The sequence below is a fragment of the Haloarcula amylolytica genome (assembly GCF_049705545.1).
Lineage (GTDB): Archaea > Halobacteriota > Halobacteria > Halobacteriales > Haloarculaceae > Haloarcula > Haloarcula amylolytica_B.
Genome location: NZ_JBNAMU010000001.1, coordinates 2,307,359 through 2,324,812 on the forward strand (window position 1 = coordinate 2,307,359; position 17,454 = coordinate 2,324,812).

Annotated in this window: 19 protein-coding genes; 11 read left to right on the plus strand and 8 right to left on the minus strand. The window is 60.7% G+C overall.

Features of this window, described 5'->3' with window-relative positions; translation table 11 throughout:
* Positions 1-126: 126 nt before the first annotated feature.
* Genes ACOZ4H_RS12025 through ACOZ4H_RS12035 form a run of 3 tightly spaced genes read left to right on the plus strand, consistent with a single transcriptional unit; the run spans position 127 to position 3,313 of the window.
* Positions 127-1,161 carry a glycosyltransferase family 2 protein gene (locus tag ACOZ4H_RS12025; RefSeq protein ID WP_424329503.1) on the plus strand — a complete coding sequence of 345 codons (1,035 nt, stop codon included), beginning with the start codon at positions 127-129 and terminating at the stop codon, positions 1,159-1,161.
* Between the two features lie 26 nt (positions 1,162-1,187).
* Positions 1,188-2,153: a lysylphosphatidylglycerol synthase transmembrane domain-containing protein gene (locus ACOZ4H_RS12030; protein ID WP_424329504.1), complete on the plus strand. Its 966-nt coding sequence runs from the start codon at positions 1,188-1,190 to the stop codon at positions 2,151-2,153.
* 56 nt (positions 2,154-2,209) lie between these two features.
* Positions 2,210-3,313 carry a sulfatase-like hydrolase/transferase gene (locus tag ACOZ4H_RS12035; protein ID WP_424329505.1) on the plus strand — a complete coding sequence of 368 codons (1,104 nt, stop codon included), beginning with the start codon at positions 2,210-2,212 and terminating at the stop codon, positions 3,311-3,313.
* Positions 3,314-3,337: 24 nt separating this feature from the next.
* Here the strand turns inward: ACOZ4H_RS12035 and aglG are convergent, their stop codons facing one another.
* Positions 3,338-4,273, minus strand: coding sequence for a glucosyl-dolichyl phosphate glucuronosyltransferase (gene aglG / locus ACOZ4H_RS12040; protein WP_424329506.1), 936 nt, complete (start codon positions 4,271-4,273; stop codon positions 3,338-3,340).
* 96 nt (positions 4,274-4,369) lie between these two features.
* Between aglG and ACOZ4H_RS12045 the strand changes: the two genes are divergently transcribed.
* Positions 4,370-7,186 carry an oligosaccharyl transferase, archaeosortase A system-associated gene (locus ACOZ4H_RS12045; RefSeq protein ID WP_424329507.1) on the plus strand — a complete coding sequence of 939 codons (2,817 nt, stop codon included), beginning with the start codon at positions 4,370-4,372 and terminating at the stop codon, positions 7,184-7,186.
* A gap of 134 nt (positions 7,187-7,320) precedes the next feature.
* On the opposite strand, the gene ACOZ4H_RS12050 is transcribed toward ACOZ4H_RS12045, so the two are convergent.
* The 4 genes from ACOZ4H_RS12050 to ACOZ4H_RS12065 form a co-directional block, all read right to left on the minus strand.
* A complete protein-coding gene (locus ACOZ4H_RS12050; RefSeq protein WP_424329508.1) occupies positions 7,321-7,500 on the minus strand; it encodes an HEWD family protein in 180 nt (59 codons plus the stop codon).
* Positions 7,501-7,589: 89 nt separating this feature from the next.
* Positions 7,590-8,045, minus strand: coding sequence for a hypothetical protein (locus tag ACOZ4H_RS12055; RefSeq protein ID WP_424329509.1), 456 nt, complete (start codon positions 8,043-8,045; stop codon positions 7,590-7,592).
* Positions 8,046-8,157: 112 nt separating this feature from the next.
* Positions 8,158-8,601, minus strand: coding sequence for an acyl-CoA thioesterase (locus tag ACOZ4H_RS12060; protein WP_424329510.1), 444 nt, complete (start codon positions 8,599-8,601; stop codon positions 8,158-8,160).
* A 57-nt stretch (positions 8,602-8,658) separates the two neighbouring features.
* Positions 8,659-8,934, minus strand: a complete 276-nt coding sequence (locus tag ACOZ4H_RS12065) for a PadR family transcriptional regulator (protein WP_004515723.1) — start codon at positions 8,932-8,934, stop codon at positions 8,659-8,661.
* A 248-nt stretch (positions 8,935-9,182) separates the two neighbouring features.
* Between ACOZ4H_RS12065 and ACOZ4H_RS12070 the strand changes: the two genes are divergently transcribed.
* Genes ACOZ4H_RS12070 through purM form a run of 3 tightly spaced genes read left to right on the plus strand, consistent with a single transcriptional unit; the run spans position 9,183 to position 12,463 of the window.
* Entirely contained in the window at positions 9,183-10,712 is a 1,530-nt protein-coding gene (locus ACOZ4H_RS12070) for a TraB/GumN family protein (RefSeq protein WP_424329511.1), read from the plus strand.
* Positions 10,712-11,386, plus strand: a complete 675-nt coding sequence (locus ACOZ4H_RS12075; protein WP_424329512.1) for a site-2 protease family protein — start codon at positions 10,712-10,714, stop codon at positions 11,384-11,386. The genes ACOZ4H_RS12070 and ACOZ4H_RS12075 overlap by 1 nt, the downstream gene beginning before the upstream one ends.
* Positions 11,387-11,446: 60 nt before the next feature.
* A complete protein-coding gene (gene purM / locus ACOZ4H_RS12080) occupies positions 11,447-12,463 on the plus strand; it encodes a phosphoribosylformylglycinamidine cyclo-ligase (protein WP_424329513.1) in 1,017 nt (338 codons plus the stop codon).
* Positions 12,464-12,490: 27 nt separating this feature from the next.
* Here the strand turns inward: purM and ACOZ4H_RS12085 are convergent, their stop codons facing one another.
* The 3 genes from ACOZ4H_RS12085 to ACOZ4H_RS12095 all read right to left on the minus strand — a co-directional run bounded on the left by ACOZ4H_RS12085 (position 12,491) and on the right by ACOZ4H_RS12095 (position 13,742).
* Positions 12,491-12,670, minus strand: a complete 180-nt coding sequence (locus ACOZ4H_RS12085) for a hypothetical protein (protein ID WP_008309729.1) — start codon at positions 12,668-12,670, stop codon at positions 12,491-12,493.
* An 86-nt stretch (positions 12,671-12,756) separates the two neighbouring features.
* Entirely contained in the window at positions 12,757-13,299 is a 543-nt protein-coding gene (locus tag ACOZ4H_RS12090; protein ID WP_008309731.1) for a CBS domain-containing protein, read from the minus strand.
* A 71-nt stretch (positions 13,300-13,370) separates the two neighbouring features.
* Positions 13,371-13,742, minus strand: a complete 372-nt coding sequence (locus ACOZ4H_RS12095; protein ID WP_137682236.1) for a DUF555 domain-containing protein — start codon at positions 13,740-13,742, stop codon at positions 13,371-13,373.
* Between the two features lie 273 nt (positions 13,743-14,015).
* On the opposite strand from ACOZ4H_RS12095, the gene ACOZ4H_RS12100 reads away from it, so the two are divergent.
* From ACOZ4H_RS12100 to ACOZ4H_RS12115, 4 genes are all read left to right on the plus strand, one after another.
* A complete protein-coding gene (locus ACOZ4H_RS12100) occupies positions 14,016-14,186 on the plus strand; it encodes a hypothetical protein (RefSeq protein WP_424329514.1) in 171 nt (56 codons plus the stop codon).
* Between the two features lie 103 nt (positions 14,187-14,289).
* Positions 14,290-15,003 (plus strand): archaeal proteasome endopeptidase complex subunit beta, encoded by a 714-nt coding sequence (psmB, locus tag ACOZ4H_RS12105; protein WP_424330366.1) that lies wholly within the window; start codon positions 14,290-14,292, stop codon positions 15,001-15,003.
* A gap of 319 nt (positions 15,004-15,322) precedes the next feature.
* The gene (locus tag ACOZ4H_RS12110) at positions 15,323-16,003 is read left to right on the plus strand and encodes an FkbM family methyltransferase (RefSeq protein WP_424329515.1); all 681 of its coding nucleotides are present in this window, start codon (positions 15,323-15,325) and stop codon (positions 16,001-16,003) included.
* Positions 16,004-16,047: 44 nt separating this feature from the next.
* Positions 16,048-17,415, plus strand: coding sequence for a phosphopentomutase/phosphoglucosamine mutase (locus ACOZ4H_RS12115; protein ID WP_424329516.1), 1,368 nt, complete (start codon positions 16,048-16,050; stop codon positions 17,413-17,415).
* Positions 17,416-17,454: the final 39 nt, after the last annotated feature.

The following is a 17,454-nucleotide window of genomic DNA, read 5'->3' on the forward strand; positions in this document are numbered from 1 at the left end:
GCCCCAGGGTGCAATTGACAACAACCATACATACGACGATTTATATCTGATTCCTGGCGTGGGCAGTACTGGGAATGACAACTGTTAATAAACCTGCTTGAAGAATCACAGTCACGGCATTAGATAATGGCGACGACAGAGGACGTACGGGATAACGCAAGTGAATTCACTGGCGAAGACCGTGACAAGGTTCGGACCTCCGTTGTACTGCCAGCGTACAATGAAGTGGATAATATCGAGCCGTTAATCAAAGAGATCCAGTCAGTATTTCAGACCGAACCGACGTTTTCTCCATATAACATCGTTATCGTGGATGATGGTAGTACCGATGGTACCAGGGGCGTTATCCGTGACTTGGCAGAACACAACGAGAACGTTCTCGGATTATTACTGTCCCGCAACTTTGGACAAAGTGCAGCCTTGAATGCAGGAATCAAACAAGCAACCGGCGAGTTTATCGTGACTCTCGATGCTGATCGACAGAACGACCCACAAGACATTCCAGATCTCCTCAATATGTTGATAAGTGGGGACAGCGAATCCGATAGCTATGATTGCGTCAGCGGCTGGCGGCGAGACCGAAACGATCCGCTAACAAAAACGATACCATCCGCGATACAGACACGGATGGCACGCTGGACCGGGCCAGACATCCACGATTTCGGCTGTACTCTGAAAGCATATCGGTCAGACGCTCTTGATGAAATAGAGTTGTATGGAGAGGGTCACCGGTACATTCCGGCGAAATTGTACAACCGGGGCTACAGAATTACAGAAGTCCCAGTTAACCATCGCCCCCGGACAGAAGGGAGTTCAAAATACGGCACGAAACGACTTATAAGGGGCTTTGTTGACCTCCTGTTTCAGGTATTCTGGAACCGGTACTCAACCCGACCGGTTCACTTCCTTGGTGGGTTTGGGTTGATTTCGTTTGGGATAGGGATGCTAATCGGGATTCATGCAGTGTTCTCGAAGTACGTACTGGGCGTTCCGCTACTTCCGAATCTCCCCCGTCTTGTACTAACGGTTGCACTCGTTCTATTCGGGCTTATCTTGATTATGTTTGGTTTCCTGGCGGAAATGATCACAAAGTTACACTACATCGAGAGAGACCCCTATCGTGTTGAAGTAGTTATCGGCGGTGGCGCGGACAACAAGTGACCTATAGCTGACACTCCTGTATTACTATGTCAAGAAGAGACACAGACATCCGTAGTATCCTCTCGGCCTCGCTTCGCGTTTCTATCAGTGTAATACTACTCTGGTACGTGATTAGTAGGGTCGGATTCGACACACTGATCAAACATCTCCAAACGCTTGAGCCAGTCACGCTGGTTATCGCTGTTGGACTTAGCGTCCTTGGTGTCGGCCTCAGCGCCTGGAAGTGGCGAGTTCTCCTCGCTGTAAAGGGTATAACGCTCACCCTCCGTACCGCTTGGATTTACTACTATATCGGGCAGTTCTTCAATGCGTTTTTGCCATCGATTATTGGCGGAGATACTGCACGGATGTACTACCTCTATGCGGATACAAACGATGGCTCCGCATCAGTTTCTTCTGTCGTGATTGAGCGGATTGCTGGCCTCTACTCAATCTTGTGCATCGTTCTGGTTGCGGTCGCATTTGGCTACGAGCTAGTTCCGGTCCGGGTCGCAAATCTGGCACTTATCGGCTGCGCGGTCGGGATAGTTACGACACCAGTATTGTTATTTACTGACTTACTACGCCCGATCCTGGAAACCACGGTTTTTGAGTTACAAGCGTTCGACATCGGGAATCGGGCTGAAAGATTGTACACTGCGGTGTACGAGTATCGCCAAGCCAAACGAGCAGTGGTCATTGCGCTCTTGCTTTCGGTCGTGTTCCGGGTCTTACTGATTGCCAGCAACTACGTCGTCGCCCTGGGGCTAGGGATTGAGATACCACTCGTGTACTTTTTTGTATTTATTCCACTAGTGGAACTCTTCCTCTTTTTGCCGATATCAATCCAGGGCTTTGGGGTGCGTGAGAGCGCGTATCTCTATCTTTTCACTTCAGTGGGAGTCGGAGACGGTGTCGCGTTGACTTTCGGGGTCGTAATGCAGCTCATTCTCCGAGTAATAAACAATATTATCGGCGGCGTCGTATATGCCGTTCATACCCTTCGCTCCTGAACTTTCCGAACCCGATTCAAGAAGGGATATAATGCCCGACTGTCAATCCCAGGTAAATGAACGATATCGTGCTGATTACGGCTGATTCGGTCCGATATGACTACATCGAAGAGATGGAGTTTCTCTCGGGATATCAGACACAATCCGGAACGACAGTCGGACATTACACTAGACCAAGTTTAGCAGGCCTCCTATCTAGTCAGTATCAGGCAACAATGAAATCGGCTGTGACCGGACCAACGATACCAGAGGTTATGTCGAACGCCGGGTACACGACAATCGGGCTAGCTCCGAGCCCACAACTTGACGAAGTGTTCAATTTCAACCAAGGTTTCGATAAGTACGAGAATTTCGTTGACGCGGGCAATCGCGGAAGCAACCGACGGGAGATTCTCGGGCAGTTTGACATTCTACGAAAAGTCTACCATCGGTTCTTTCCGCCACATGCGAAAATGTCCGATCTTCCGACTGATAAAGCAGTTGTCGAGCAGGCGGTTGAGCAGTTCAACGAAGCGTCGGGACCACGGTTCATGTGGGTGCATTTAATGGGTAGCCATCGGCCATATGGCCGTGGTGAGAACGCGATTTCGAGGTCACTCGATAGGAAAGCCTTGTTTTCACCATCCTCGCTCAAGGATTCCGAACACCAAGAGATTACATCAGCGTATGAAGACGCCCTCTCAAGAGTCGACACCGTCGTTGAAGATCTTTTGATGGGTCTCGATGGAGATCCGACCTTCATTTTCACCTCAGATCATGGTGACGAATTCGGGGAAGAGGGGTACTACTATCATCAACCACAGCGCAGGAGAACAGCCGATAAGCTGGTCACCGTTCCCATTGTAAGCAATGACGTTTCGCTCACGGGAGATCGGTGTAGCCTCCTTGATATTGGACCGATGCTAGCCAATCAGGCGGGGACCGATCCGCCCGAGGAGTGGAACGGTATCGATATTCGTTCAGAGTCCAGGTCGTATACGCTGACAATTGCGCCATGGCACAACACGGCTTCGCTCCGACTCGCAACCGACGATTACACCGTTACTAGCACCGATGGACGTGTATCGATGACGGAATCAGGTGCTGATATCCATGTCGAAAAGAACGAACAGGCAGAGGAGGTTCAGGAGCGACTTCAGGACCTTGGATACGTTGAGTAGAGTTCAGGCTGTAGAACGCTCATATTATCTCCAGACGTACATTCCGTAGAGGTATCCGACGCCGACGCTACCGGTAAGTAGAAACAAAAAGAGGAGTTGCAGAACTGCCCCGACAGACGGAGAGTCGACAAGTCCACGGAGGCGTGACGGGACGAACCGAAACAGGAGGTCGCCGAGGAAGTCGGACTCCTCGCCAGTCGACTCGGGAACGAACACCTCCATCCCGCGCTTCGAGTATCCCTGCCAGAACGCGCGGTCTAACAGCCAGCCGGGGTCGGTTCGGTAATCGAATATCTTGTGGGCAACAAGCGCGTCCGGGGTGTAGTATACCCCTTCGTCGTATTCAGTTCGCAGGCGCGCACAGAGTTCTGTCTCGCCGCCCTGGAGGTTCTTTTCACCCTGGCGGCCGCCGATATCGTCGTCGAAGCCGCCTAGTTCGAGAAACACGTCCCTGTCGAAAGAGATGTTCGATCCGAAGGTGTTACGAACCACGCCGGGTTCGTCGGGGTCGCCGTTCGGTCCGAACCCGCGGTGGGTGACGCCGATGAGCCAGTAGAACTCCGCGGGCAGAAAGCTGGGTTTGCCGGCGACCCACGCCGGCGTCATTCGACCGCCGACCGCGAGCGCGTCGTGTCGTTCGTAGGCGTCGACTAACGCCGCCACCCACTCTTCATCGGCGATAGCGTCGTCGTCGATGAACGCGACCACGTCGCCTGTAGCGACTGCAGCGCCATTGTTCCGGCTCTCCAGCAGGCCGACGTTCTCGTCGTTGCAGTGCGTCAGGACATCGTCCCGGCCGCCGAAGTCGGATTCGTACTGTTCGTACACGTCCCGGTTACCATCCGAGACCAGTACGAGTTCCACGTCGTCGTAGGTCTGTGCTAAGACGCTCTCGGCCGCCGCTCGGCAGTCGTCGTATCGCTCCATCGTGTGCGTACAGAGCACGACCGAGACTCGCATGGTCGGTGGTGTGCCACCGGTGCTGTTAGGCGTTTCCATCCTGCGCTCGCACAGAGGTCAAAAGGCTTATGCGCGCCTTGGCAGTTTTTCCGTGCAATGAGTCAATCACGGGGCTATCTTGACGACAACCCCGAACTCGAGTCCGCCCTGGAGTGGGCCGAGCGCTGGTACCACGTTCCGGTCCTCCTGGTACTGCTCGGGTTCATGCTGTGGAATCGCGTCCGGAGTTGGCAGAACTTCATTGTTGACGGCGAGGTGCTCTTCAGTGGGAACGACGCCTGGTATCACTACCGTTCGACGAAGTACGTCGTTGAAAACTGGCCCTCGACAATGCCGTTTGACCCCTGGACAGCCTTCCCTTACGGAACCAGTAACGGGCAGTTCGGGACGCTGTTCGACCAGATTATCGCGACAGTTGCCCTGATCGTCGGTCTCGGTTCCCCGAGCGACCAGACGATCGCGATGACGGTCCTGTTCGCACCAGCCGTGTTCGGGACGCTCGTTGCGATTCCGACGTACTTCATCGGACAGCGGCTCGGCGGCCGCATCGGCGGCGTAACTGCGGTTACCGTGATGGCATTCTCGACGGGGTGGCTCCTACGGCGGAGCCTCGTCGGTTTCTCCGACCACCACGTCGCTGAAGCGCTCTTCCAGGTACTCGGCGTCCTTGGTGTCATGGTGGCTGTCAGCGTCGCCGCGCGGGACAAGCCGATCTACGAGCAGTTCCTCGAGCGAGATATCGATGCACTGCGGGACACTATCAGTTGGTCCGTGCTGGCCGGCGTGGCGATTGCGCTGTATCTCTGGGTCTGGCCGCCAGGTGTGCTCCTGCTCGGGATACTCGGTGTCTTCTTCCTGTTCCGATTGTGCCTAGAGTACGTTCACGACACTAGCCCGGAACACACGGCCATCGCGGGCGCAATCACGATGACGACTGCCGCCGTGCTGAGTGCGTCTCGAATCACCGTCCTTGAAATCACAGCTACCTCTCAGTCGCTGCTACAGCCGGGGCTGGCGTTGGCCGTTGGCTTTGGCTGCGTGTTCATGGCGTGGCTGGCCCGGTTTATCGAGCAGCGCGAGTACGGCCGGTACGTGTACCCTGCGACCGTGTTTGGAATACTCGCCCTCGGGGCAGTTCTGATGGCAGTGCTGACTCCGAACCTGTGGAATTTCCTGACGCGGAACGTGATGAGAGTCGTCGGGTTCTCGATCAGCGAAACGGCCGGAACCGTCGGCGAGGCCGCGCCGCTGCAGGATGCCGGCGTCCTGTTTGAGGCACACGGGTTCGCTGTCATCGTTGCGGCGATAGGTGGCCTCTTTTTGCTCGGAAAGCAGTTCCTCTCGGACGACGCTCCGGCGGAAGAACTACTCGTCGTCGTCTGGGCACTGTTCATTCTATCCGCGACGTTCACCCAGCAGCGGTTCGCGTACTATCTCGTCGCGCCGATTGCAGTGCTGTCGGGGATGCTCGTCGGTCGGTTCGTCGTCTGGTTCGATTTCAGCGCCGACGACGGCATCGAGTACTATCAGGTCTTGACGATTCTCACAGTACTTCTTGTCATCGTCGTCCCGCTGTTCGCCTTCGGTACGACGCCGGTCGAGGCTGGCTCGACCGGTCCCGGCCAGAGTATTCAGAGTTGGGACGAAAGCCTACAGTGGATGGAGGCGAACACGCCCGCGGAAGGGGCGTACGGCTCCGGCGGTGAAGCGACGCTCGATTACTACGGCACCTATCAGAAGCAGGACGACTTCGACTACCAGGAGGGCCAGTACGGCGTCCTGTCGTGGTGGGACTACGGGCACTGGATTACGACCAGGGCCGAGCGCGTTCCGAACGCGAACCCCTTCCAGCAGGGAACGGACACGGCCGCGCCGTTCCTGATCGCACAGAACGAAACGCAGGCGAACAATATCCTCGAGAGGACGGACGAGGACGACGCAAAGACGCGCTATATCGCCGTCGACTGGAAGATGGCCGAGACCAACGGAAACCTCGGTGGCAAGTTCTTCGCCCCACCGGCCTTCGTTGACGGGGCCCAGACCAGTGATTACTACAGTCGGCTGTACATTCAGTCTCAGAGCGGCGGTGTCCAGCAGGTAACGTTCCAGCGGCAGGCCTATTACGAGACCATGGTCACTCGGCTGTACCGGTTCCACGGCAGCGCCGCAGAACCGCAACCGATTGTCATCGACTGGGAGAACAAGCAGACACGCCAGGGAGCGCAGTACCGCGGTGCGCCGACCAACGAGCAGGAACCGGAGGGCCAACAGCAGGGACAGGTCATCCGCCAGTTCCAGAGCCTCGAACAGGCCCGTCAGTACGTTGAACAGGACGCGACCTCGCAACTCGGTGGCTACGGCGATGCTCCCAGCGAGCGGGTCCCGGCAATGGAGCACTACCGCCTCGTCGGCTCTAGTGAGACCGAAGCGTTCCCGAACAGTCCACAGTACCAGCACTCCGCCTGGACGAAGATATTCGAGCGCGTGCCCGGAGCAACGGTCGAAGGCACCGGACCGGCGAACACGACAGTCCGGGCCGCCGTGCAGATGCGCAACCCGGCGACGAACAAGACGTTCGTCTACCGCCAGCAGGCCCAGACCGACCAGAACGGGAACTTCGAGATGACCGTTCCCTACTCGACCACCGGGTACGAGGACTGGGGCACCGACGAAGGGTACACGAACGTGAGCGTCCGTGCTGAGACCCAGTACCAGTTCACCGCGGTCGGGACCAACAACGGGGAACGGACCGGGTTCACCGGGACGACAGAGGTCACCGAAGGACAGGTCATCGGTGAGGACGACTCCGCCGCGACCGTCGAACTGGAGCCGATATCGGTTCAGCAGGGCGACGGGACCAGCGGTGAATCGCGCGCCCCGATGAGCGAGGACGCGGCTGAAGCAGGAGCATAGCGGAGTAACGGCGGCTGGTCTCTGTCCGACCAGCCGTTTGATCCAACTGAGATTTCTTACGGGACTGCGTCGACGGACCTCGTTCTAGTGGTGTACCTGCTCGCGAGAGAGGTGACAGCCGAAGAATCGAACGCTCACTCGGCCAGCGGATTGAACGTGCCGTTGATGTCCCACTCGTGGAGACAGTGTGGGTCGCCGGACTGCTTGGTGCCGTCGTCGGTGACGATACGCCAACTGTGTCGTTCCGGGTCCCACTCGTCGACCCGCCCACACCGCTCGCACTCCCGTTTGCGTGGGGTGACGATTTCAGCCATATCTGGTGCAAGCGCGTGGGTCGTTATCAGGCTGCCGGTCCCTGACTGGGCTGTCCGAAGCGATTCGCAGCCGGCGACGTGTACGAAGCTCAAAAGTCCGGGAGGTCGTCCGCACCGACCTCCTCCGCTTCCCAGTCGATGTACTCGTCGGCCAGCACCTCACAGACGACCTGCCCGAACTCGGTCAGTCCGGCGTTGATGCCTGAGACGGTGCCCCAGGAGTCGATGTCGGGATGTATCTCCCGCTCGCGCCAGTCCTCGGGCAAGCCCGGAGCGTGGTAGCCCACACGGCCCGCGAAGGAGTCCCAGAAGAAATCGAACTCCTCGATGAGTGCCAGATCGGTGACGATTGCCCACTGATCGGCATCGAGTGAGGCGTCGGCGGCCCATTCCTCGAAGGCATCTTCCCACGCGCCGTCGTCGAGGGCCTCGGCGAGCTCGTCACGCCGGTATTCGTCGCCCTGCACGTCTGCGTCGTCGTACTCGTCGGCGGCGACGCCGGTGGAAAGCTCCGGTCGCTCCGGCGTCTCGACATCCAGTGTCATAGTCGTGGTTGGCGGCGGAGCGGAATAAAGGTCATACTGTTGGCTGTACCTCGGTGGAGATATCCACCACTCCAAGGTAGCCGTATTCTCCGCGTGATTCCAGCCGACAGTATCAGCGGTTCGCTTCCCCGTCGAGGGCGCGCTGTCGCAGTCGTTCACCGCGGTCGGTTTCCGTAGTCACGTCAGGGACGGGAACCGGATTCCTGTCCTCGTCGACCGCGACGTACACCGAGTACGACTCTGTCGTCGACTCAGCGTCGCCGGTTCTGGGGTTTTCCCGGGCGACTCGGAGTCGGACCTTGACGCTCGTTTCGCCGGTGTCGTAGACGAACGCCTCGATGAGTGCGGTGTCGCCGACGGGTATCGGCCGCTTGAAGTTCACCTGGTCCATCCGGGCGGTGACGCAGGTTTCGCCGGCAAAGCGCATCGCCGACATCGCCCCGAGTTCGTCCATCCATTTCAGCACGTTTCCCCCGTGGGTCGCACCCAGGTGGTTCGAGTGGTTGGGCTGGACCATCCAGCGGTTCTCGATATAGGTTTCTAGTACCGTTGGCATGGCGCGAGGTTGGCCAGCACCCGGGTTGAGTCTGTCGAACGGGCTTCGAAAACGCGGCTATGCGGAAACGTACTGCGCTTCCCACTCCTTCCGGGCGTCGAGTTCGCGCTGGCCGCGCTTGGTCAGCGTGTAGAAGTTCGTTCGGCGGTCGCGTTCGCCCTTCTCGATGAGCGCCTTTTCGACGAGCGTGTCAAGGTTCGGATACAGTCGGCCGTGGTTGACTTCGCTCTCGTAGTAGTTTTCGAGCTCTTCCTTGATCGCTAACCCGTGGGGCTCGTCAAGGCCTGCGATGACGTACAGCAGGTCCCGCTGGAATCCAGTCAGGTCATACATCGTATATCCGATACAGTTTGACCCCATACATATCAGTCTTTTGAATCGGTGGGATATCCGGGTTTTCAAGAAATCCCGCCACCGTCCCGTAGTTACCACAGAATCTGTGGCTGTATTAACATGAGAGCTGGCAATAGCTACGCCACCTGACGAGAACATACAATGCCGCGAACATGATTCCGGTTGCCGTTTCTCGGCAGTCAGCCGGACCCGACAAGGGTAAAGGAAGCGAATGTGTAACGCGGGTGATGACCGAACACGCGGAGTCGGCGACAGACGAGTTCCCGGACCCGTCAGGAGCGGGACGCGTCGATGTCGTCGGAACCGCCCACGTTTCCGAGCACAGCGTCGAGGAAGTGGAATCAGCGATCGAAGAATCCGAGCCCGATATCGTCGCCGTCGAACTCGACGAGGGCCGGTATCGCCAGATCAAGGGCGAAACCCCCGACGATCTCGATGCGAGCGACCTCCTGCGTGGGAACACTGTCTTTCAGTTCCTCGCGTACTGGATGCTGTCGTACATCCAGACCCGGCTGGGCGACCGATTCGACATCGAGCCGGGTGCGGACATGAAAGCGGGAATCGACACCGCCGAACGTCTCGGCCTCGGCGTCGCACTCGTCGACCGGGACATTCAGACGACCGTCCAGCGGTTCTGGGCGCGGCTGACGGCCGTCGAGAAACTCAAGCTCGTCGGCAGCCTCGCAGCCGAGATGGGGCCGCCGTTGACTGTCGGGCTGACTATCGGTGCTGTCTTCGGCGGGCTGTTTGCGGTCGTCGCCGGGGCCTTCGGTGGCCCGTTCATCGTCCCGAGCGGTGCCCTTTCGGTTTTGCCGGGCGGTCTTGGCGGGACGGCCGAGGGAATGCTCGACACGCTGTTGCTCATCTGTGTCGTCGCGGCCGGCATCGGGATTCCGATCGCCGCCCTGTTGGTCCGGTTCCGCGGTGAGGCCGACGTCGAGGAGTTCGACATGGAGAAACTGACAGACACCGACGTGGTCAGCGCGATGATGGAGGAGTTCCGTCAGTTCTCCCCCGGCGGCGCGGAGGCGCTCATCGACGAACGCGACGCGTTCATCGCCCACCGACTTATCGCGCTCCGCGAAGCCGGCTATCACGTCCTCGCCGTTGTGGGAGCCGGCCACCGGGAGGGCATCGAGAACTATCTCGACAACCCAGAGACGCTCCCGCCGATGGAGTCGCTCACCGGAACCGAGGGCGGGCGTCGCGTCTCGCTGTACAAACTCGTCGGCTACGGCTTCGGGGTCGTCTTTCTCGTCTTCTTCGGCCTGCTCATTCTCGGTGGCGCGAGCCAGGCCGTCCTGCTGCAGCTGTTCGTCGCGCTGGTCGCCGTCAACGCCGTGCTAGCCGGCGGACTGGCGAAGGTGGCCGGCGCACACTGGTCGAGTGCGGCCGCCGCCGGCGCGTTCGGCTGGCTGACGAGCCTGTTTCCGCTGCTTGCCGCCGGCTGGTTCGCGGGCTACGTCGAACTGCGGTACATCTCCGTCAACATCAGCGATATCGCGACACTCAACGAGATACTCAACGACCAGGAGTCGCCGGTAATGGATCTCGTCGGCCGGATGCGTAGCGTGCCGCTGTTCCGGCTTATCCTCGTCGTCGCGCTGACGAACGTCGGGAGCGCAATCGCCTCCTACGTTGTCTTCCCAGTGTTGATCCCGTACATCTCGTCGGACATCGGTGGAATGCAGGGCGTCTCGCGCCTGCTCTGGCAGGGTGTCCGCGAAGGGACGCAGATACTCGTGGGGGTCCTCTGATGGCGGGTCGACGGCAGCGACCCACCGCGGACCGGACCGTCGGCGGTCTCAGCTTCAGCCAGCGCGAGCTCCGGGACCTCCTCGTCGCCTGGCTCGCGCTCGGGCTGGCGTTCACGTTCTTCCTCGAACGGGAGTTCCGCCGCATCGTCTTCGGCCAGTTCGGCGGGCTGTCGACGGCCGAAATCGCCAGCACGTTCGCCGTCAGCCTGCTGACCGTCGGCGTCGGCTTCCTGCTGCACGAACTGGCCCACAAGGTCGTCGCCGTCCGCTTCGGTCAGATCGCCGCGTTCAAGGCCGATTACCGGATGCTCGGGTTCGCAGTTCTGGGCGGTCTCGTCGGCTTCCTGTTCGCCGCGCCGGGCGCGGTCGTCCACCGCGGCCGCCTTACAGCGAAGCAACACGGCCTCATTGCCGTCGCCGGACCGGTGACGAACCTCGCGCTCGCCGTCGTGTTCCTCGTTCCGTTCGTCGCGGCGCTCCTGTCGAGTACGGGCGGCTTCCTCTGGGAGGTCGCGCGGATGGGCCTGCAGATCAATCTCCTGCTCGCCGGCTTCAACATGCTGCCGTTCGGTCCGCTCGACGGCCGAACGGTCCGGGAATGGAGCACACCGGTGTTTCTCGCCGTGGCGGTTCCGTCGGTTCTGCTCGGGGTCGGCGCGCTGTTCGTTCTCTGAGCGGACGCAACGCTCCGCCGGAACGACGCTCTTTTGCCCGCGCCACGCACGCTCTCGGGTATGACCGACGGTGAACCCGAGACCGAGGACACAGACGACGAAGATGCGGAGGGACTGACCTACGCGGAAACCGGCGTGGACATCGACGCCAGCGAGGCGGCGACGAAGGCGCTCATCGGTGCGGCCGGCGAGTTCGAGGGTGACTACGCGGGCCTGGTCGATATCGGCGACCAGTACCTCGCACTCGCAACGGACGGCGTCGGCACCAAGCTCCTCGTCGCCGAGGCCGTCGACGACTACTCGACCATCGGCATCGACTGCATCGCGATGAACGCCAACGACCTCATCGCGACTGGCGTCGAGCCGGTGGCGTTCGTCGACTATCTCGCAGTGGAAACGCCCGACGAGGAAACGAGCGAAGACATCGGCGCAGGGCTCCGGACGGGGGCCGAGCGGGCCGGCGTCGCGCTCGTGGGCGGCGAAACCGCCGTGATGCCGGACGTGATCAAGGGGCTTGACATCGCCGGCACCTGCGCAGGGCTGGCACCGAAAGAAGCCGTCTTCCCCGGCGAGGCCGAACCCGGCGACGCCATCGTCGGCTGGCCGTCCTCCGGGATCCACTCCAACGGCCTCACGCTCGCACGCGAGGCGGTCACGCGTGACCACGAGTACACCGACCCGTTCCCGCCGAACCCCGACAGAACCATCGCCGAAGAGCTGCTGACGCCGACGCGGATCTACAGCGAGGTGCTGGAGCCGCTCCGAGCCAACGAGACGCACGCGGCCGCCCACGTCACTGGCGGCGGCTGGACGAACCTCACGCGGATGGGGAGTCACCGGTACGAGATCACGGACCCCTTCGAGGCCCAGCCCGTCTTCGAGTTCGTTCAGGAGGAGGGTGACGTAACTAACGAAGAGATGCACCGGACGTTCAACATGGGCACCGGGTTCGTCGCTGCGGTGCCCGAAGCTGACGCCGACGAGATCGTCGCCGATAGCGAGGACGCCCGCGTGATTGGTACTGTGGCCGACGGAGGCGAGGCGGTCGCGGTTCGCGATCTCGAACTGACCGAGTAAGCAGTTTGAAGATCTGACAGAGACCGATCAGGCGGACAGGATGTCTTTGCCGGCGGTCTCCTCCGCAATCCGTATCTGGAGTGCCTGCCGGATGTGGTATCTGGCCGCTTCGCTTTCAGCGTTCTCGAGGGCCTTTTCGAGTTCGGCATACAGTGGGTCGCTGGGATTGGGCATGTCGCTACGTCTCTCATTGGTGAGAATAGACATATACCCCTGACACTGTTTTCGGTATTAAGCCACTCCTACGGGGAGTACGGGCTCACTATCGCTGTTTGCGTTTCTGAGAATCGGAGTTAGCTGACCGTACGCGCGATGTCCGCTTCGGTTATGACACCAATAGTTTCCCCCCCTTCGACGACCATCACAGCGGCATTGTGGTTCAGGTACGCGTCGACTTCGTCGATGGGAGCGTCGGGTTCGACGGTGGCGATGGATTCGTTCATCACCTCGGCGACGGGAAGTTCGCCGACGTTCTCTTCGGGGCGCTGGCGGATGTCGGAGTTGCCGATGAGCCCCTGCGGTGCCCCGTCCCGGATGACGGGGACCTGGGAGTACCCCTTCTCGTCCATCAGCTCCTTGGCCTGGTGGACGGAATCGTCGGGCGCGACGCCGACGACTGGGGAGTTCATCAGGTCGCGGGCCTTGATTATGCCGCCCTCGGCTTCTTCGAGGGCGGTCACGATCCGGCGGAGTGTCGACAGCCGCGGGTCAACGTCGCCCCCCTCGATACGGGCGATGAGCGGTTGGGAGACGTCGGCCCGCTCCGCGAGTTCGCTCTGGGTCAGCCCGAGTTCGTTGCGGCGCTCCCGCAGGTCCTGCGGCGTCGGTAAGTCCATGCTCGCTGATTACCTGCGGTAATATAAAAAGCCAACGGCTAGCGGAGTGGGCGAATCAGATGGAGAACGGGCTACGCTTCGGCTTCGGCCTCGTCTTCGTCGGCTTCGGTCTCGAACACCTCGATGACTTTCAGCGGGACGTCCCGGAGTGCGCCGCCGATCTCGCTCTTTGCGATCCGCTGGGCGTGCTCGGGGGATTCGGCGTTGAACACGTCCATCTCGAGCACCAGTCCGACCAGCGCTGTGTCAGCCGCGATGAACGCCGAGTCGAACGGTTCGCCACAGGCCGGACAGCCGGTCGCGCCGACCTCGACCTCCACGTAGTCCATCTCGGCCTCGTTGAGCCGCTTCCCCGCTTCGCTCACTGCTACACCGATAGCGTCGTCGATGTCGTCTACGTCACGAACCAGCCAGGCTGCTTCCATCGCCACGAGGTAGTTCATACTGTACCTCTCGGGGCCCGACTATTCGATAGTTTTGATTCGCCCCTGGTGCGCACGTCACCGTTACTATCTCTATAACTTATGCAAACCAGCCATCTGACTCACGCCCCCATTATGTCAGTTTGGGGGTTCGTTCCCATGTCGGTCGGCTATCTCAGGGCTCTGAGCAAACCGCAAGACTGCGGCCCATATTTTCTTCACAATCGATGATAACTAACTGAAATTCGGCAACAAGACTTATATACCAGACTCACTCTGGAACGACCGAGGAAGATGGTAGCTCGACTGTACACCGCAACGCTGTTCGCACTGTATCAACTCACCCTGCTGCTGGGCATCATGCTGCTGCCGGTGGCGATGCTCACGGAGCGGTTCGGATTCCGACTGCCGATGGACCGGGCCGTGTCGGGACTCAACGAGGCCTACGACCAGGCGAGCGCGTAAGACGGGGCAGCCGACTGATACCTGACCGCAGTGGTGGCGGTCAGGCTCACCAGGAAAAGAGGTTTTATCAGCGCCCGACTAGTACCGCACAGTAATGCGAGATATGACTCCGGGGCCGGAGCTTTCTGGACCCCAGGCTGCTGACGAGTTCCAGAGCGACCCGTACGCGCCCGAAGTCGGCGAGCTCCCCGAACAGTCCGCACAGGATTCGGAGAAGGTGAACAAGACCGGGACGACCACCATCGGCATCAGCACGTCCGAGGGCGTCGTCATCGCGACGGACATGCGCGCGTCGCTTGGCGGTCGCTTCGTCTCGAACAAGAACGTCCAGAAGGTCGAGCAGATTCACCCCACTGCGGCGCTGACACTCGTCGGCAGCGTCGGCGGCGCACAGTCGTTCATCCGGACGCTCCGCGCCGAGGTCAACCTCTATGAAGCGCGACGCGGCGAAGACATCAGCATGAAGGCCCTCTCGACGCTGGCCGGCAACTTCGCCCGCGGCGGCCCCTTCTTCGCGATCAACCCCATCCTCGGCGGCGTCGACGACGACGGCCATCACGTCTACTCTATCGATCCGGCCGGCGGCGTCATGAAAGACGACTACACCGTCACCGGGTCCGGGCTCACCGTCGCGTACGGGACCCTCGAAGACCGCTACGAGGAAGACATGACCAACGAAGAGGCCAAGGAAGTCGCTGCCGCCTCGATCAACGCCGCCGCCGAGCGTGACACCGGCTCCGGCAACGGAATCTACCTCGCTGATGTCACCGCTGACGGCGTCGACATCAACGGCTACGACTTCGACGAACTGCTGTAGCGATAGGCGTCACGCGGGCTGTTTCCCGGGTCTCGGACCCGTTTTTTACGCTGAGACTGGCTTCCCAGAGCGCGCTCGAACCCCCGGTACGGGCAACTGTGGCCCGAGATACCGCCGTCTGAAAAGAGCGTGTGCATATCTCGAATCAAGCGACCTTGATTCGACAAGCATACATGTCATGCCTGAATTATATTTTTCAATGATATCTTCCGATACAGTTGTTCAGATTGCGTCTCGTTTCGGACTCCGGAAGCCGCTTGATTACGCCTACGGCAGCTATCGGTCGCTCTCTTATCGCCTCGCCGGAGGTACGTACACGGTGACAGTCAACGATGTAAGCGCCGAGTTTTTGATACCGACGCACAACGAGTTTACCGACCTGTGGAAGATAGACGAACGCCCGATACTCGCCGACCTGCTCGGCGAACTCCGAGCTGACGACGTGTTCTACGATATCGGAGCCAACGTCGGGCTGTACGCCTGTCTGGCCTCGCAGGTGACCGATACCCCGGTCACCGCGTTCGAACCACATCCCGACAACGCCGAGCGGTTGCGACAGAACATGCAGCACAACCGCGCCGACATCTCGCTGTTCGAACACGCGCTGATCGACGAAGACGGTGAAGCCGAACTCGCCATTACGCTCGATAAAGTCGGTTCAGCCGGGCACTCGCTGGTGACGACAGCCAAAGAGCACGGGACAATCACAATTAGCAAGCGACACGGCGACGAGTTCATCGCCGACAACCAACTGCCGGCACCGACCGCCATCAAAATCGACGTCGAAGGGACGGAGGGCGCTGTTCTCGACGGTCTCTCAGCTACACTCGACCAGCCCTCGTGTCGCCTGGTCTACTGTGAAGTCCACGGAGACCGGCTCCAGGCCAGCGGTCACTCCGTGGCTGGCATCCGGAGCCGGCTGGAGGGACACGGCTTTGCCGTGACTGAACGGGTCGTCCGCGACGGCAAGGGCGACACATTCCTCATCGGGAAGAAGTAAGGTCCGAACGAGAGAATTATACGGTCGGCTTCCGCATCGCCGGTATGGAACTGTTCGGGACCGCGGGAATCCGCGGTGATGTCGTATCGAAGGTGACGCCGGACCTCGCGTTGCGAGTCGGGCAGGCCACCGGCCGGGACGGCGAGACGTTCGTGCTGGGGTACGACGGTCGCGTGACCTCGCCGGCCCTCGCTGATGCGATGGCCGCTGGGCTGCAAAGCGCCGGTGCACGAGTCGTCAGAGTCGGCCGCGTTCCGACGCCGACGCTAGCCTACGCCTCACAGGGCCGCCACGGCGTGATGATCACCGCGAGCCACAACCCGCCGACAGACAACGGCATCAAGGTGTTCGCCGACGGCACTGAGTACGGCGACGACGACGAGACGCGCATCGAAGGGCGCATCGAAGACGGCTCCACGCCAACGGCCTGGCGTGACTGGGGCGATACGGAATCGGTCGACTACCTCGACGAGTACCGGGGCGCTGTCGCCGACTACGCCGCGTCGCTCGGGAGCGATCCGTCGGAGCTGACGGTGGCGGTCGACTGCGGGAACGGGATGGCCAGTGTGGCGACGCCACAGGTCATCCGCGAACTGGGTGCCCACGTGCTGGCGACGGAGGCGAACGTCGACGGGACCTTCCCCGGCCGAGAGAGCAAGCCGACGCCGGAGACGCTGGCCGACTTCCGGCGGTTCGTCGCCGACACGGACGCCGACTTCGGGTTCGGTCACGACGGTGACGCCGACCGTATCGTCGTCGTCGACGCCGACGGCGATGTCATCCACGAGGACACGATACTCGCGATGCTCGCCGAGCACTATACGCGTGCCGCTGACGTTTCGGACCCGGTGGTCGTGACGACGCCCAACGCCTCCGGGCGTATCGACGAGCGTGTCGAGGCCGCCGGCGGCCGCGTCGAGCGCATCCACCTCGGTTCGCTCCACGTCGGCATCGCCGACGTTCGTGCGGACGCAACCGACGAAACCGAAGTCGTCTTCGCCGCCGAACCCTGGAAGCACATTCACACCGCCTTCGGCGGCTGGATCGACGGCGTCGCCAGCGCGGCCGTGCTGACGCGCCTGTTCGCCGAGGAGAGCGTCGCCGACAGGCGGGCCGTCATCTCCGAGCGGCCCTACGAGAAGGTCAGCGTCGAGTGCCCCGACGACGCCAAGGCCGAGACGATGGCCCGACTCGAATCTAGCCTCCCCGAGACGTTCCCCGAGGCCGACGTCTCCACGGAGTACGGCGTCCGACTCTCCTTCGACGACGGGTCGTGGACCCTCGTTCGCCCGAGCGGCACCGAGCCGTACGTCCGCGTCTACGCCGAGAGCGACGACATCGACGCGCTGGTCTCGGAAACCACACAGGCGGTCCGCGACGCCGTCGACGTCGTCAGCGCCGCCGACGCCTGAGACCGACAGAATTTCTACACGGCCGTTCGACGCCCAGTG

What these genes read in the sequence shown, in the direction of transcription:
- purM (WP_424329513.1), top strand. Translation starts at nt 11,447, where the DNA reads ATGACCGACGGTGAACCCGAGACCGAGGACACAGACGACGAAGATGCG.
- ACOZ4H_RS12070 (WP_424329511.1), top strand. Translation starts at nt 9,183, where the DNA reads ATGACCGAACACGCGGAGTCGGCGACAGACGAGTTCCCGGACCCGTCA.
- ACOZ4H_RS12030 (WP_424329504.1), top strand. Translation starts at nt 1,188, where the DNA reads ATGTCAAGAAGAGACACAGACATCCGTAGTATCCTCTCGGCCTCGCTT.
- ACOZ4H_RS12095 (WP_137682236.1), bottom strand. Translation starts at nt 13,742, where the DNA reads ATGAACTACCTCGTGGCGATGGAAGCAGCCTGGCTGGTTCGTGACGTA.
- aglG (WP_424329506.1), bottom strand. Translation starts at nt 4,273, where the DNA reads ATGCGAGTCTCGGTCGTGCTCTGTACGCACACGATGGAGCGATACGAC.
- ACOZ4H_RS12115 (WP_424329516.1), top strand. Translation starts at nt 16,048, where the DNA reads ATGGAACTGTTCGGGACCGCGGGAATCCGCGGTGATGTCGTATCGAAG.
- ACOZ4H_RS12090 (WP_008309731.1), bottom strand. Translation starts at nt 13,299, where the DNA reads ATGGACTTACCGACGCCGCAGGACCTGCGGGAGCGCCGCAACGAACTC.
- ACOZ4H_RS12065 (WP_004515723.1), bottom strand. Translation starts at nt 8,934, where the DNA reads ATGTATGACCTGACTGGATTCCAGCGGGACCTGCTGTACGTCATCGCA.
- ACOZ4H_RS12055 (WP_424329509.1), bottom strand. Translation starts at nt 8,045, where the DNA reads ATGACACTGGATGTCGAGACGCCGGAGCGACCGGAGCTTTCCACCGGC.
- ACOZ4H_RS12085 (WP_008309729.1), bottom strand. Translation starts at nt 12,670, where the DNA reads ATGTCTATTCTCACCAATGAGAGACGTAGCGACATGCCCAATCCCAGC.
- ACOZ4H_RS12075 (WP_424329512.1), top strand. Translation starts at nt 10,712, where the DNA reads ATGGCGGGTCGACGGCAGCGACCCACCGCGGACCGGACCGTCGGCGGT.
- ACOZ4H_RS12050 (WP_424329508.1), bottom strand. Translation starts at nt 7,500, where the DNA reads ATGGCTGAAATCGTCACCCCACGCAAACGGGAGTGCGAGCGGTGTGGG.
- ACOZ4H_RS12100 (WP_424329514.1), top strand. Translation starts at nt 14,016, where the DNA reads ATGGTAGCTCGACTGTACACCGCAACGCTGTTCGCACTGTATCAACTC.
- ACOZ4H_RS12035 (WP_424329505.1), top strand. Translation starts at nt 2,210, where the DNA reads ATGAACGATATCGTGCTGATTACGGCTGATTCGGTCCGATATGACTAC.
- ACOZ4H_RS12060 (WP_424329510.1), bottom strand. Translation starts at nt 8,601, where the DNA reads ATGCCAACGGTACTAGAAACCTATATCGAGAACCGCTGGATGGTCCAG.
- ACOZ4H_RS12045 (WP_424329507.1), top strand. Translation starts at nt 4,370, where the DNA reads ATGAGTCAATCACGGGGCTATCTTGACGACAACCCCGAACTCGAGTCC.
- ACOZ4H_RS12025 (WP_424329503.1), top strand. Translation starts at nt 127, where the DNA reads ATGGCGACGACAGAGGACGTACGGGATAACGCAAGTGAATTCACTGGC.
- psmB (WP_424330366.1), top strand. Translation starts at nt 14,290, where the DNA reads ATGACTCCGGGGCCGGAGCTTTCTGGACCCCAGGCTGCTGACGAGTTC.